Origin of the sequence: Elstera cyanobacteriorum (assembly GCF_002251735.1) — a bacterium.
GTDB lineage: Bacteria > Pseudomonadota > Alphaproteobacteria > Elsterales > Elsteraceae > Elstera > Elstera cyanobacteriorum.
The window spans coordinates 337569-350097 of record NZ_NOXS01000032.1 but is presented as its reverse complement, the minus strand read 5'-3'; the positions used below and the strand labels follow the sequence as shown (position 1 = coordinate 350097).

The window sequence follows — 12529 nt, the reverse complement described above, 5'->3', positions numbered from 1 at the left end:
AACCTCCCCCCCTATAACCGTTACGGCGTCGCCTTGATTGTGGCGTTCGAGAATATAAACGAGAAGCTTGATAGATAATCCCCCTGCGGGATCGTAGCTTGCGGGCTGGTACCCGGCGGCGGGGTCGGGACTGACGCAAAGGGCGTGACAGAGAAAAAGCGGTTACCGATCTTCTTCCGAACCAGGGTGGCCTGAAGGCTATTGCTGCCGGGGGTAAGCGCGGAAATCCCAGCGCTGGCATGGCAATCCATGCAGGTGCCCGTGGCAGAGCCTGCCCCGGCCTGGACATAGGTTTCCATCGTCGTATTCGCAATCACCCGGGTATTGGGATCATTGACGTAGAGGTTCGGTACCATATTCGTGGGATAGGGAACCGTGGTCGATCCGACCTGAACCCCTGCGGTTAGCGCCCCGGAGAGCAAGGGCGGCTGCGGATTATTCGGCCATTGCACGTCGATCAGCCGATAATATTGGAAGACCGAATTTTGCGGGATTTGCGACCAAATCCAGGCGTTGATGCCATCTGCGCGGAACTCCAATGGCGTGGTCCGACCGACTTGTTGGGGCGCTGAATAGGGATAGCAGGTTGGATCGGTGCTGGTCCGCCCCGCGCTCGTCGGGCAGGGGGCGCCCGGTTGGGCATTCACAACGCACTGATAGACCGTGTCCTTGCTGGGATCGCAGGCGGCATTGAAATAAGTATAGCTGCTGCGGGCGTTGCGCGGGGCGCCGGTGGCCGTGCGGGGATCGGACGCGGTTTTCGTCGTCAGATTATAGTCCGGCGAATTATCCACCTGCTCGAAGGTGGACCAGAGCATCTGGCTGGCCCCGGGAAGGCGGCGGATGATATGCAGACCGACGAGGCCAACCGTTTGCTGTGTGGTAACGCCGAAGGGATCGGTCACTTGTGCTTGGGCCGTCAAATAGCGGCTATTGTTCGGGTCGCCTGCGGTCAGAACCAGCCAAGCGGCCTTTAACTCGATCGTGCCGGTATCATCACCATAGGTCGCTGGTGTGCCGTTGCAGTCGGTATCATTCTTATACCCCATTGGCAGCCGGAAGCCGCCCGTGGTTTGCCCGGCAGGAACCGCGTTCACGCAGGCCAACTGGGCCGAAGCGGTATTCAGCGGGCCTGCCGAAACCGTTGAGATATAGGCGACTTCGTTCGGGTTGGACCGAACATCATAATAGGTCAGATTCTGATTCTGGCCCGTTAGCCAGACCGGGCCGCTGGCCTGATCAATCCCGCTGATCGTGATATTACCGTACTTGGAAATCGCCTTCAGCATCAGCGGCGGCGGCGTTTGCCGCTCTGCCGGGCTAACCGGTTGAAATAAGCTGTTCGACGGAACATAGCTCTGCCAAACCGTTGCTGCCCCCGCTGGAAGAATCCCGAATTGGCTCGCCGGGACCGCCGGGTCCGGGACGGTTTGGCCGCTTGCGGCCTGCCAATTCAGGTAGACGAACTGCTGCCAAGCGGCGCAATCAGCGGTGATTTGGACATCGACGGCACCGCTCACAACGAACTGCGAGGGGAGCGACGGGCTTGCAAGACTAAACGGGCAAGCAATTGTATTTTGTGCGAGGGCTACGCTGGGCGCTACAAGGGGCGTAGAAAAAAAGACAGCAGCAATCGCTAGGGTATATTTTAGGCGCATAAAGCTTCCTCCCACGGCATGAGTGCGCTTCCGATCATGCCATAGGTATCCTAATCAGGCGAATGCTATCTAAAATTCATAAGCTTTTTAAAAATACGGACTTAAAATTGAGCACATTGAGGCAGATGCCTCAATTCGGCTTCTCCGGCGTGCCATAGCGTTCCCTGAAAATCGCTAGCACGGCCTGGGCCTTGCCCTTTTCTTCTTCGGTGAACGGCTCATCACTTTCGGGCAGAATGATCCCTTCGCGTTCGCGCACGGCAGGCGTTGTCGTTTCTTTTTTGCCGAGTTCCCAGAACATCAGATCATCGAAACTTTGTTTAACAAAGCCTTGAGACACATGGTGGCAGCCTTCGAGGGCTGGGCGCGGGCGCTGTATGGCTAGGCTTATCTTGAGATCGAAGTATAGAAATGGGGGGTTACATTTGAAGGTTCAGAATTAAGGTTTTCTGATGAATTCCATGTCGTTTTCGTAAAAATAGTAGGTCTTTATTTAAATTTTTAAAAGTTCGAAATTATATTCCAGACAAAATTCGCCTCGAAACTCTACTTCCTTCGAAAATTTGAATTTGAAACCTAGGCGATTTAGGAGGGAAGTGCTTTTTATGTTTCTGCTATCCGTAATTGCGGTAATTTTCTCGATCGACGTAGTCTCAAGCAAAAATTTTATCGCTTCTTGGACGGCTGCGTAAGCAATTCCTTTTCCTTGATTTTCGGAAGATAACGTAAATCCAATCTCAGCGCTCAAAGAGTCATCTGAAATGTAGATACCTATATCACCAATCAAAGAATCAGTCTCAAGGTTTGAAATCCCAATCTGTGTCCAAGTGCCATTTTGAAATAGAGGGCATAACTCCATTTCATTCAGAAAATCCAGTGCTTTATCTGATGGCATAGGTTCCCAGCCTTGAAACCTACCAACAACCGGATCGTTTCTGTAAAGTTGGAATTGCTCGAGATCAGACTTTTTAAGCCGTCTGAGGCGACCAACTGAAAACTCACGACTCAGCATTGATCCCGATCTCGTATCTGGAATAAAATCATTCTTGTTAGTCATTTTAGTAGTTCTTTGTTTGGGAGATTTGCTGGAACGAGTCTCCCTTGGTAAAGAAGACCCGCTCAAGAGTGTCTAATTGAATTAGTCAAAATGGCGCTGAATTATCTATTCCATGAGACTTATTTAATTTGTCTTGTCCGGCGTACCATAGCGTTCCTTGAAAATCGCCAGAACCGCCTGGGCCTTGCGCTTTTCTTCCTCGGTGAACGGCTTATCGCTTTCGGGCAGAACAATCCCCTCGCGCTCGCGCACTGCGGCCGTCGTGGTTTCTTTTTTGCCGCGTCCCCAGAACATCGCCATTTTCGACGGTTCCTTGACCGGTGCGGTTTCTACCGGTTTAGGTTTGCCGCCGAGCAGCAGGGCCGGATCGATGTTCAGGCGTTTCAGGGTTTCCTGCGCCTTGGCTTCGACTTCCGGGGTGATGAAACGCTTGCGGAGGGCCCGGGCGATGGCGCGGGCTTCTTCGGGCGGGCGGGGCGTTTTTCTAACCATTTGTTAGGAGTTTATCGCGCCCTTGCGGCAAATACCAGCCTTGCGCGTCAGAAGTCTTTCGCCGCGCCTAAGGCATAGAGAAACCAGCGCGGATCGTTGTGCCGCAGCCCTTCGAGGGCCCATTGCAGTTCATAGGTCCGGGCGAGGCGGCGGGCGCGCGGCAAAAGGTCGGCAAGACCGGGATAGTCGAGCGCACGCAGGGTTGCCTGCCCCCAGTTATAGAGTAGCCCTGCCAGATCAACGGCGGCATCGCCGCGCCCGCTGCGCCCGAAGTCGAGAAGCCCGGTGAGCGCCCCCGTGGCCGGATCGTGCAGAATATGGGCCGGGTGCAAATCATCATGAATCAGGGCCGGGCCATTCATCGCTAAGGGACTGGCGCCAATCTCCGCCAGCGCCGCGCGCAGATCGGCGGCGAGCGCGGGGGATAGGAGCGGGAAGAGCCGCGCTTCCGCTTCCGCCCGAACGGCGGCCCATTGGTCGGGGGAATGGGGGGTGGCGGCGGCATAATCCCCCTCTGGCGACGTATGAACGCCAGCCAAAAGGGTGCTGAAACCATTGAAAAACCGTCCTCGCGCTTGGGGAGAGAGGGCGGCGAGGCTCTGCCGACTGCTCGGCACGCCCGGCAGGTGACGGCAGAGGTGCCAACCGGGGCCGCTGACTTTGGGAACCGGTAACAAGGCGGCGAGGGCGGGCGGCAGACGCGCGGCTAACCGCGTCAGCAAGGCGGTTTCCCGGTCGAAGGCGGCGGCATCCTGGCGCGCTTGGCGCAAGACCCAAGTCCCATTGATGTGCAGGACATCGGCGGCGGTGCCATCCGTATTCGCCCGTAGCTCGTCCCACGGGCCGGTTATCGCAATGACAGCCGCCTGATCGGCGGGGGATAGTCTCGATACTGGCATGGCCGCAGCCTGCCGGAAACCCAGGGGAACGGCAAGCAGTCGGCGGGGCATAGGGGCGCGTCAAACCGGGGTTGCCCGCCCGATGGGCGCTGGGTGATCAAAAAATAATCGAATCGCCTAATTTGGAGCCAAGCCCCTGAAAAAAGACGAAAAAATTGGCAAGAACTATAAAAAGCTCTTGCCTTGCTGCACTGCAGAATGTATTTTTTTCTTATGACAACAGCTTATGCTGTTTGTCTCCGCCTGGTGGCGATTCCTCCCTAAACTCGGGCTGCGCGGCCTTTGTCGCGCAGTCTTTTTATTTGTTGAAGGGAGTATACGCACGCAACATTCGCTCTGTCACCCATTTTTTCGTCAAAATGTGATGCTTGTGTAAGCTCTGGCAATATAGGAATCCTAATTCGGAGTCCGGGGCAAAAAGAGATGATGAACCAGTCGGTTACAAAGCCTATGCCGGGTAGATTTTACCGTCTGGGGTTCTTTTCTGGAATCTGCTACACTATGACGATGAAAAAACGCTCAGAAAATAGGCGCTTACCGGCGTTTTTGGCGACAACCCTTCTGGCTTTGGCGGTCGGCGCTGGGGCAGGCGGTGTTTCGGCCCAGGCACCCCGGTTTCAAATGAATATTGGTGGCACCAGTCCAAGCCTGCTCGCTGCCCCGGACCCGGAAATCTGCCGTCAGGCTTTGGCGACATTGTCGCCGTCGGAGTCGCCGGATTACCAGCCGGGGGTTACCGCCTCTGGCGGCAGCGTCGCCGGGGCTGATCTGCCGGGCGGATCGCTGTTTGGCGGCGGGCTGGCCGGGGGACTGAGTCCGTCCACCCGGCTCTATGTCGATCCCAATGCCTATGGCGGGCGTCTGCGGGGGCCGCTGCAGGGGGAGACGACGCTCGGCACGGTCCAGATAGCGCCCGATGGCTCCAGCCTGCTCAACGGTCGCCCGCTGAGCGGCGGCAATGACGAGTTAATCGAACGCTGCCGCGCGGCGGGCTACCGCTAATCCTGATTTTTCACGGCGGCTTCGGCGTGGACAAGCCTGTCTGCGCCGCCTAAAGTCGCGCCCGGCCATTCCTATAAGCATTGAGACGTTTCATGCGCCTGTCCCAGTTTTTCCTGCCCACCCTGAAAGAAAACCCCGCCGAAGCGCAGATCGCCTCGCATCGGTTGATGCTGCGCGCCGGGATGATCCGCCAGCAGAGCGCCGGGATTTACACCTGGCTGCCGCTGGGCCTGCGCGTGCTGCGCAAGGTGGAAGCCATTGTGCGGGAGGAGCAAAACCGCGCGGGCGTGGTCGAACTGCTGATGCCGACCATTCAATCGGCGGACCTGTGGCGCGAAAGCGGCCGGTATGATGATTACGGTAAGGAAATGCTGCGCATTACCGACCGGCACGAGCGCGAGTTGCTGTACGGACCCACGAACGAAGAAATGCTGACGGATATCGTCCGCACCTTTGTTAAGTCCTACAAGCAGTTACCGCTTAATCTCTATCATATTCAGTGGAAGTTCCGCGACGAGGTGCGCCCGCGCTTTGGCGTGATGCGGGGCCGCGAGTTTTTGATGAAGGATGCTTATTCCTTCGATCTCGACGAAGCCTCCGCCCGCGTCAGCTATAATAAACAGTTCTTGGCCTATCTGCGCACCTATGCCCGCTTGGGGCTGAAGGCCATTCCGATGAAGGCCGATACCGGCCCGATCGGCGGCGACCTGTCGCACGAGTTTATCATTCTGGCCGAGACCGGCGAAAGCCAGGTGTTCTGCGATAAGGATTGGCTCGACCTCGACGTGCTGGATAAGGCACCCAAGAGCGCGGAAGAACTGCAATCCTTCGTCGATTGGGCGACCGGTTTCTATGCCGCGACCGAAGAAAAGCACGATCCCAACGCCGTGCCGATCCCGGCGGACCGGCTGCATTCGGCACGCGGTATCGAAGTGGGACATATCTTCTACTTCGGCGAAAAATATTCAAAACCGATGAATGCCACCATCACCCTGGCCGATGGCTCCACGACCCCGATGCATATGGGGTCTTACGGGGTGGGCGTCTCGCGCCTGCTGGGGGCGATTATCGAAGCCAGCCATGATGAGGCCGGGATTATTTGGCCGGAAGCGGTTGCCCCCTATCACGTCGGCATCATCACTATGAAAGCGGGCGATGCCGCGTCGGACGCGAAGGCGCAGGAAATCTATGCGGCGCTGACCGCCAAGGGGATCGACGTACTGTACGACGACCGCGACGAACGGGCGGGCGTGAAATTCGCCGACCTCGATCTGATCGGTCTGCCCTGGCAGATCATCATCGGCCCGCGCGGGCTGGAAAAAGGCGTCGTCGAAGTGAAGAACCGCCGCACCGGCCAGCGCGACGAACTCTCCGTCACCGACGCTTTAGCGCGGGTGGGGGCATAAGCGATTTATCAGGGGCTTGCCGCTGAACCCAAGCCAAGGGGTCTCCCCCTTGGCGCTCCCACCTTCATAGAAATGCCTGAATTTGCTTGCAAAGACAGGGCCGTCGAACGGGATGCGTAAGGGGCATAGGGGGCGATCCCTTGATCGATTTGTAGACAGCGGGGCGGAATAAATGTTCTCGGCGTTTGAACGGCTTGTCGCCTTTCGCTACCTCCGGGCCCGGCGGCAGGAAGGGTTTATTTCCGTCATCGCGTGGTTCTCGCTGCTCGGCATCGCGCTGGGCGTGGCGACGCTGATTATCGTTATGGCGGTGATGAACGGTTTCCGGGCGGAACTTCTGGGGCGGATTTTGGGGCTGAATGGCCACATCACCATCAGCGCCCCGGCGGGGCAGGCTATTCCCGACGCCGATAAGCTGGTCGCGCGGTTGCGCGGAATGGACGGGGTAGTCTTTGCCGCGCCGATGGTCGAGGGCCAGGTGATGGTCAGCGCCAATGGTGTAGCGGGCGGGGCCCTGGTGCGCGGCATGAGCACCGACGATCTGCGCGCCCGCCGCCTGATCGCCGATGCGGTGCGCCAGGGCAGTATCGATGAGATGGGCGAGGATGGGGTGCTGATCGGCAGCCGCATGGCCTATCGCCTGGGGCTGCGCCTCGGCGATCCGATTACGGTTCTCAGCCCGCGTGGGGAAAGCACCGCTTTTGGTTCCGTGCCGCGTATCAAGACCTACCGGGTGGCGGGTGTGTTTGAAGTCGGCATGTACGAGTATGATAACACCTATGTTTATGCGCCGCTGAGCGCCGCGCAGGTGTTCTTCCGGCTGCCGCAGGCGGTATCGGGCATCGAGATTATGCTGACCGATCCGAACCGGGCGGCGACCATGACCTATTTGCTCTCCGGCCTCGTGCCGCCGGGGGTGCGGGCGGTGGATTGGCAGCAGGCAAATTCCAGCTTTTTCAATGCGATCCAGGTCGAACGCAATGTGATGTTTCTGATCCTGACGTTGATCATCCTGGTGGCGGCCTTCAACATCATTTCCTCGATGATCATGATGGTGAAGGATAAGGGCCGCGACATCGCCGTGCTGCGGACGATGGGGGCGACGCGCGGGATGATCCTGCGCATCTTCCTACTGTCGGGCGCCAGCATCGGCATTATTGGCACGGCGGCAGGGCTGCTGATTGGCGTGCTGTTCTGCGAGAATATCGAAAGCATCCGCCAGTTCCTGCAAAACCTGACCGGCACACAGCTTTTCCAGGCGGAAATCTATTTCCTCTCGCGCCTGCCCGCCAAGATGGACCCAGCGGAGGTGCTGCAAGTCGTGGTTATGGCCTTCAGTCTGAGTTTGCTGGCGACGATCTATCCGGCGCTGCGCGCGGCCCGGCTGAACCCGGTGGAGGCGTTGCGCTATGAGTAAGCCGGTTCTCGTCCTACGCGGGGTCGAGCGTTCCTATGGCGCGCTGACCGTCCTGAAGGGCGTCGATTTCACCCTGAATGCCGGGGAAATGGTTGGGCTGATCGCCCCCTCCGGCGCCGGGAAATCGACCCTGCTGCATATGGCGGGGCTGCTGGATAGCCCGACCGCCGGGGAAATTGAAATCGACGGGCAGGCGAGCGCCAAGCTGAACGACGCTGGGCGGACGGAGCTGCGCCGCCGCACCATCGGCTTCGTCTATCAGTTCCACCAACTGCTGCCAGAGTTTTCGGCGCTGGAAAATGTCGTGCTGCCGCAGATGATTGGCGGCGTCGGGCGGAAGGCGGCGGCGGCGCGGGCGACGGAGCTTCTGTCGATCGTTGGTCTGAAGGAGCGGCTGCACCATCGCCCCGGCAAGCTGTCGGGCGGGGAGCAGCAGCGCGTCGCCATCGTCCGCGCCATCGCCAATCAGCCAAAGCTGCTGCTGGCCGACGAGCCGACTGGCAATCTCGACCCCGGTACGGCGGAAGGGGTTTTCGCCGAACTCTTGCGCCTCGTGCGTACCACCGGCCTTGCCGCGCTGATCGCGACCCACAATCTCGATCTGGCGCGGCGGATGGACCGGGTGGTTACGCTGCGGGATGGGGCTGTCGTCCCAGCTTGAGGTTCGGCGACAGGATCGTCAGCGCCAACCCGGCGAAGACCAGCGCGCAGGCGGCGAGGGTCATCGCGTCGAGATGCTCGCCCAAGAAGGCGGCGCCCGACAGTAGGCCGAAGATCGGCACGGCTAGGGCAAAGGGCGTGACCTTGGCGGCGGAATATTTCTGCAGCAGCCAGCTCCATACCGCAAAGGCCAGGATCGTGGACGGCCCGGCGACATAGAGCAACGCGCCGACGGTCAGCGGCGTTGCCTCCGTCACGGCGGCGCTGATCGCCTGCGGCCCTTCGATGAAATAGGATAAGACGAGCAGCGGCAGCGGCGGCACGAGGCTGACCCAGGAAATCAGTCGGAAAGCATCTTGGCTGCCCGATTGTTTGGTCAGGATATTCGACACGGCCCAGCACATTGCGGCCAGAATGACCATGCCGAAGCCGATCAGGCTGGTGCCGAGCGGCAAATCCATCGCCAGGACGGCAAGACCACCCGCCGAGATCAGCATGCCCAGCAGCGCCACCGGCTTCACCTTCTCGCCCAGCAGGAAGGCTGCCGCCAGGATGGTAAAGAACACTTGGCTTTGCATCAGCAGCGACGCGAGACCGGCGCCCATCCCAATCTTAATGGCGGTGAACAGCAGACCGAATTTCACGACGCCGAGGGCAACGCCGATACCGATCACATAGCGCCACGCCACCGGCGGCCCGCCACGCAGAAACAGCAGCGGCAGGGCGGCAATGGCAAAACGCACGCCGCAGAAAAACAGCGGCGGCATGCCATTCAGGCCAACCTTGATGGCGACGAAGTTAAACCCCCAGACGGCAGCAACGAATAGGGCGAGGGCGGAATGGGCGAAGGGCATGATCGGCCTCGGATGGCGACACGATAGATAACGCCCTTAACCCAAGCGCCCTAAGTTCCACCTGTCCAGCGGGGAATTGTCCCCGAGGCAATATAGGGGCAGCGCCCCGCAGCCTCACTCGTTGAAACTTCGCACGAGGCTGCCTGCGACCAGATACCAGCCGTCGACCAGCACGAAGAAGATCAGCTTGAATGGCAGCGAGATGATCACCGGCGGCAGCATCATCATCCCCATCGCCATCAGGATGGAGGCAACGACCATGTCGATGACCAGGAAGGGGATGAACAGCAGGAAGCCGATTTCAAAGGCGCGGCGCAACTCGCTGATCATAAAGGCCGGAATTAGCACGCGCAGTGGCGTTTGCGCGGCGGCGGCGGGCGGTTCGACGCGGGCGAGGTCGAAAAACAACCGCAGGTCTTTTTCGCGCACATGGCGGATCATGAACCCATGAAGCGGTTCGATGGTCCGGTCGAGTGCCTGGGTTTCGGTAATTTCCTCGGCGATCAGCGGGCGTAGCCCCTGATTGTACGCCTGCTCCAGCGTCGGTTGCATGATGAAGCCGGTCAGAAACACGGCCAGCGCCACCATGACGGAATTCGGCGGCGACTGCGGCACGCCGAGGGCGTTTCGCAGCAGCGACAAAACAATCACAATGCGGGTGAAGGAGGTGACCATCATCAGAATCGACGGGGCGAGGCTGATGACCGTCATCACCGCCAGGGTCTGAATGATGCGGCCCGTGGTGCTGCCGCCGCCGTCGCCGAGGTCGAGCGTTAGGGCTTGCGCCATCGCCGGGTCGGTCCACAGCATGACAATGAGGGTGACAAGGCTGACCAGACCGTAAATCGCGCTCCATTTGGCGGCGATCTTTAGCAGGGACGCGGGCGGGACGCGCATGGCTCAGGCCTCCCGGTCGGCAGATAAGAACGGGGCCTTGCGCGCAGGCTCGCTGGGCGGCGGCGCGGAGGGCGTGGCCGTTGCGGGCGTGGCCGGGGCGGCGGTGGAAGCGAGCAGCATTTCATGCGTGGCCCCCAGCAGCAGCAAATGATCGGTCTCGTCGTGGCGGATCAGCACCAGCTTACGCTTCTGGTCGAGTGGCATCACTTCCAGCAGCGACAGGCGACGGCCCTTGGCGCGGAAGCCGGTGGCGGTGCCAAGGCCGAGCCGCTTGGCCCCCCAGACCGCGACGATAATCATCGCAATCACCGCAACCAGCCCGAAGATGAACCGCAAATAGCCTTCGTTCAAAACATCGGCCCCCATACTCAGCCCTCGCCCTGTTCGGGTTTACGATAGGCGGAGGAGGCCGCCCGATGCTTGGCTTTCGCCTCAACCTGATCTTGCGCGCTGGTCTCCGCCATGCGGTCGCGCAATTCCAGGCTTAGTTTTTCGAGAATATCGGTCATGGCCCCCATGCGGGCCAAGACCGGTTCGGCGCTGGGGCCGGTTAGTTTCATCGTCGCGCGGCACAGGCGTTCGATTTCATCGTCAAGCCCGGCAAGATCGACCGCTCCCTCAGAATGCAAGGTGGCCAGCGAGGCTTCGAGCGCCAAGATCACGCGGTTAAACCCCTCGATCAACGCTTTCGGATCGGGGGCCGCGTTGCGGGGTTTTGTGGGCTTCGGGGCGGGGGGACGGGGCGGGGGATTGGTCACTTTGCTTCTCTAATCCAGTTACCCGGCACTGGCGGCTTACCGTTGATCCGGGGAAACCCCGGTTTCGGCAACGGGCGCGCCACCCAACCGCGCATTGGCTTGATAAAGATATCTTAGAATCTCCGCAACTGCCTCGAAACAATTGACGGGGATTGGACAATTTAGCTCGACGGCGGACAGCAACTCCGCAAGGTCGCGGTCTTCACGCACTTTCACGCCGTTGGCGAAGGCGATTTCCAGAATTTTTTCTGCAATCGCGCCGCGCCCTGCGGCAACCACCTTCGGCAGATCGCCGCGCTGATAGTTGAGCGCAACGGCGACCGGGCGCTTTTTGCCCTCGGCAGAAACTTCCTGCCCGGCCTTATCCTGTCCGCTCATGGCTGCCTATCCTTCACACGTTGAGTCAGCTTTCGACTCTAAAATACTGTAGACAAACGCTTTGACCAAGCATAAAGCTAATCTCGAAAGCTGGCGTGGGCTTTGCTTGCTTCGGGCCGGTGCCTGGGGCAGAGTCCGCTTAGGCTTCGATAGGGATGGTGGCCGATGAGTGACGATAAAATCAACCTGATGCAGCTGATGTCCAAGCGCATGGACTATCTGGCCGAACGGCATAAGGTGATTTCGCAGAATGTCGCCAATGCCGATACGCCGAACTATCGGGCGCGCGATCTGCGCCAGCAGAATTTTACGCAGGCGCTGAAGGATGCGAACAATCGGCAGCCGCTTGCGATGACCCAGCCTAACCATCTGGCGCCGGTCAGCCCGCAAACCAAGTTTGCGGTGGATAAGGACAAGAAGCCTTACGAAACCTCGTTGGATAAAAACAGCGTGGTGCTGGAAGAGCAGATGATGAAAATGTCGCAGAATCAAAGCGACTATACGCTGAACGCCGAACTGTATAACCGCTACACCTCGATGGCCAAAATGGCCCTGTCGCGCGGCGGGCAATAACCGCCCCACGGGCTTTCGATCTGGATGAGGATAAAGGGGTAAGGCAATGAATCTGAAAGACGCAATGCAGATTTCCGCCGCCGGGATGAAGGCTCAGGGCCAGCGTCTCCGGGTGATTTCGGAAAACCTTGCGAACGCCGATTCGACGGCGCAGACCCCCGGGGGGGAGCCGTACCGCCGTAAGATTCTAACGTTCAAGAACGTCCTGAACCGGTCGATCGGTGCCGATATGGTGCAAGTCAATAAGATCATGCCGGACAGCAAGGATTTTGAGCTGAAGTATGATCCCAGCCATCCGGCGGCGAACGCCGAGGGCTATGTGCTGCGGCCGAACGTAAATTCGCTGCTCGAACTATCGGATATGCGCCAGGCCCAGCGGTCCTACGAAGCCAATCTGTCGGTCATCGAAACCTCTAAAGCCATGCTCTCGCGGACCATTGGTCTGCTGCGCAGCGCTTAATCTCGCTTTTTTGAAGAG

General features: G+C 59.3%; 16 protein-coding genes. 6 read left to right on the top strand and 10 right to left on the bottom strand.

The genetic code is table 11. The features are described 5' to 3' along the window. Nucleotides 1-20: 20 nt before the first annotated feature. The 5 genes from CHR90_RS10840 to CHR90_RS10825 all read right to left on the bottom strand — a co-directional run bounded on the left by CHR90_RS10840 (nucleotide 21) and on the right by CHR90_RS10825 (nucleotide 4106). Nucleotides 21-1520: a hypothetical protein gene (locus CHR90_RS10840; protein WP_094409009.1), complete on the bottom strand. Its 1500-nt coding sequence runs from the start codon at nucleotides 1518-1520 to the stop codon at nucleotides 21-23. 268 nt (nucleotides 1521-1788) lie between these two features. Continuing rightward, nucleotides 1789-1998, bottom strand: coding sequence for a hypothetical protein (locus CHR90_RS19225; RefSeq protein WP_141210927.1), 210 nt, complete (start codon nucleotides 1996-1998; stop codon nucleotides 1789-1791). Nucleotides 1999-2151: 153 nt separating this feature from the next. Continuing rightward, complete coding sequence (locus CHR90_RS10835; protein WP_094409008.1) at nucleotides 2152-2715, bottom strand: GNAT family N-acetyltransferase; 564 nt, start codon at nucleotides 2713-2715, stop codon at nucleotides 2152-2154. 123 nt (nucleotides 2716-2838) lie between these two features. Continuing rightward, complete coding sequence (locus tag CHR90_RS10830) at nucleotides 2839-3207, bottom strand: hypothetical protein (protein ID WP_094409007.1); 369 nt, start codon at nucleotides 3205-3207, stop codon at nucleotides 2839-2841. 47 nt (nucleotides 3208-3254) lie between these two features. After that, nucleotides 3255-4106, bottom strand: coding sequence for an aminoglycoside phosphotransferase family protein (locus tag CHR90_RS10825; RefSeq protein WP_170941372.1), 852 nt, complete (start codon nucleotides 4104-4106; stop codon nucleotides 3255-3257). Nucleotides 4107-4607: 501 nt separating this feature from the next. Between CHR90_RS10825 and CHR90_RS10820 the strand changes: the two genes are divergently transcribed. The 4 genes from CHR90_RS10820 (at nucleotide 4608) to CHR90_RS10805 (ending at nucleotide 8592) form a co-directional block, all read left to right on the top strand. Beyond that, nucleotides 4608-5108 (top strand): hypothetical protein, encoded by a 501-nt coding sequence (locus CHR90_RS10820; RefSeq protein ID WP_094409005.1) that lies wholly within the window; start codon nucleotides 4608-4610, stop codon nucleotides 5106-5108. A gap of 92 nt (nucleotides 5109-5200) precedes the next feature. Further along, a complete protein-coding gene (proS, locus tag CHR90_RS10815; RefSeq protein WP_094409004.1) occupies nucleotides 5201-6514 on the top strand; it encodes a proline--tRNA ligase in 1314 nt (437 codons plus the stop codon). Between the two features lie 172 nt (nucleotides 6515-6686). Then, nucleotides 6687-7931 (top strand): lipoprotein-releasing ABC transporter permease subunit, encoded by a 1245-nt coding sequence (locus tag CHR90_RS10810; RefSeq protein WP_094409003.1) that lies wholly within the window; start codon nucleotides 6687-6689, stop codon nucleotides 7929-7931. Further along, nucleotides 7924-8592: an ABC transporter ATP-binding protein gene (locus CHR90_RS10805; protein ID WP_094409002.1), complete on the top strand. Its 669-nt coding sequence runs from the start codon at nucleotides 7924-7926 to the stop codon at nucleotides 8590-8592. Before CHR90_RS10810 ends, CHR90_RS10805 begins: the two co-directional genes overlap by 8 nt. Here the strand turns inward: CHR90_RS10805 and CHR90_RS10800 are convergent. From CHR90_RS10800 to CHR90_RS10780, 5 genes are all read right to left on the bottom strand, one after another. Continuing rightward, the gene (locus tag CHR90_RS10800; protein WP_094409001.1) at nucleotides 8558-9445 is read right to left on the bottom strand and encodes an EamA family transporter; all 888 of its coding nucleotides are present in this window, start codon (nucleotides 9443-9445) and stop codon (nucleotides 8558-8560) included. The two genes, CHR90_RS10805 and CHR90_RS10800, sit on opposite strands and share 35 nt — an antisense overlap. Nucleotides 9446-9559: 114 nt before the next feature. Continuing rightward, entirely contained in the window at nucleotides 9560-10342 is a 783-nt protein-coding gene (gene fliP, locus CHR90_RS10795; RefSeq protein ID WP_094409000.1) for a flagellar type III secretion system pore protein FliP, read from the bottom strand. Nucleotides 10343-10345: 3 nt separating this feature from the next. After that, entirely contained in the window at nucleotides 10346-10708 is a 363-nt protein-coding gene (locus CHR90_RS10790) for a flagellar biosynthetic protein FliO (RefSeq protein WP_094408999.1), read from the bottom strand. A gap of 2 nt (nucleotides 10709-10710) precedes the next feature. Then, on the bottom strand, nucleotides 10711-11100 hold the full coding sequence (locus CHR90_RS10785; RefSeq protein ID WP_094408998.1) for a hypothetical protein: 390 nt from the start codon (nucleotides 11098-11100) through the stop codon (nucleotides 10711-10713). Nucleotides 11101-11136: 36 nt separating this feature from the next. Beyond that, the gene (locus CHR90_RS10780) at nucleotides 11137-11478 is read right to left on the bottom strand and encodes an EscU/YscU/HrcU family type III secretion system export apparatus switch protein (protein WP_094408997.1); all 342 of its coding nucleotides are present in this window, start codon (nucleotides 11476-11478) and stop codon (nucleotides 11137-11139) included. A 165-nt stretch (nucleotides 11479-11643) separates the two neighbouring features. On the opposite strand from CHR90_RS10780, the gene flgB reads away from it, so the two are divergent. Both flgB and flgC read left to right on the top strand, forming a co-directional pair. Then, on the top strand, nucleotides 11644-12051 hold the full coding sequence (flgB, locus tag CHR90_RS10775; RefSeq protein ID WP_094408996.1) for a flagellar basal body rod protein FlgB: 408 nt from the start codon (nucleotides 11644-11646) through the stop codon (nucleotides 12049-12051). Between the two features lie 46 nt (nucleotides 12052-12097). After that, the gene (flgC, locus tag CHR90_RS10770; RefSeq protein ID WP_094408995.1) at nucleotides 12098-12511 is read left to right on the top strand and encodes a flagellar basal body rod protein FlgC; all 414 of its coding nucleotides are present in this window, start codon (nucleotides 12098-12100) and stop codon (nucleotides 12509-12511) included. Nucleotides 12512-12529: the final 18 nt, after the last annotated feature.

Excerpts from the sequence above, each read along its gene's own strand:
- CHR90_RS10835 (WP_094409008.1), bottom strand. The coding sequence starts at position 2,715 with ATGACTAACAAGAATGATTTTATTCCAGATACGAGATCGGGATCAATG.
- CHR90_RS10830 (WP_094409007.1), bottom strand. The coding sequence starts at position 3,207 with ATGGTTAGAAAAACGCCCCGCCCGCCCGAAGAAGCCCGCGCCATCGCC.
- CHR90_RS10825 (WP_170941372.1), bottom strand. The coding sequence starts at position 4,106 with ATGCCAGTATCGAGACTATCCCCCGCCGATCAGGCGGCTGTCATTGCG.
- CHR90_RS10820 (WP_094409005.1), top strand. The coding sequence starts at position 4,608 with ATGACGATGAAAAAACGCTCAGAAAATAGGCGCTTACCGGCGTTTTTG.
- proS (WP_094409004.1), top strand. The coding sequence starts at position 5,201 with ATGCGCCTGTCCCAGTTTTTCCTGCCCACCCTGAAAGAAAACCCCGCC.
- CHR90_RS10810 (WP_094409003.1), top strand. The coding sequence starts at position 6,687 with ATGTTCTCGGCGTTTGAACGGCTTGTCGCCTTTCGCTACCTCCGGGCC.
- CHR90_RS10805 (WP_094409002.1), top strand. The coding sequence starts at position 7,924 with ATGAGTAAGCCGGTTCTCGTCCTACGCGGGGTCGAGCGTTCCTATGGC.
- CHR90_RS10800 (WP_094409001.1), bottom strand. The coding sequence starts at position 9,445 with ATGCCCTTCGCCCATTCCGCCCTCGCCCTATTCGTTGCTGCCGTCTGG.
- fliP (WP_094409000.1), bottom strand. The coding sequence starts at position 10,342 with ATGCGCGTCCCGCCCGCGTCCCTGCTAAAGATCGCCGCCAAATGGAGC.
- CHR90_RS10790 (WP_094408999.1), bottom strand. The coding sequence starts at position 10,708 with ATGGGGGCCGATGTTTTGAACGAAGGCTATTTGCGGTTCATCTTCGGG.
- CHR90_RS10780 (WP_094408997.1), bottom strand. The coding sequence starts at position 11,478 with ATGAGCGGACAGGATAAGGCCGGGCAGGAAGTTTCTGCCGAGGGCAAA.
- flgB (WP_094408996.1), top strand. The coding sequence starts at position 11,644 with ATGAGTGACGATAAAATCAACCTGATGCAGCTGATGTCCAAGCGCATG.
- flgC (WP_094408995.1), top strand. The coding sequence starts at position 12,098 with ATGAATCTGAAAGACGCAATGCAGATTTCCGCCGCCGGGATGAAGGCT.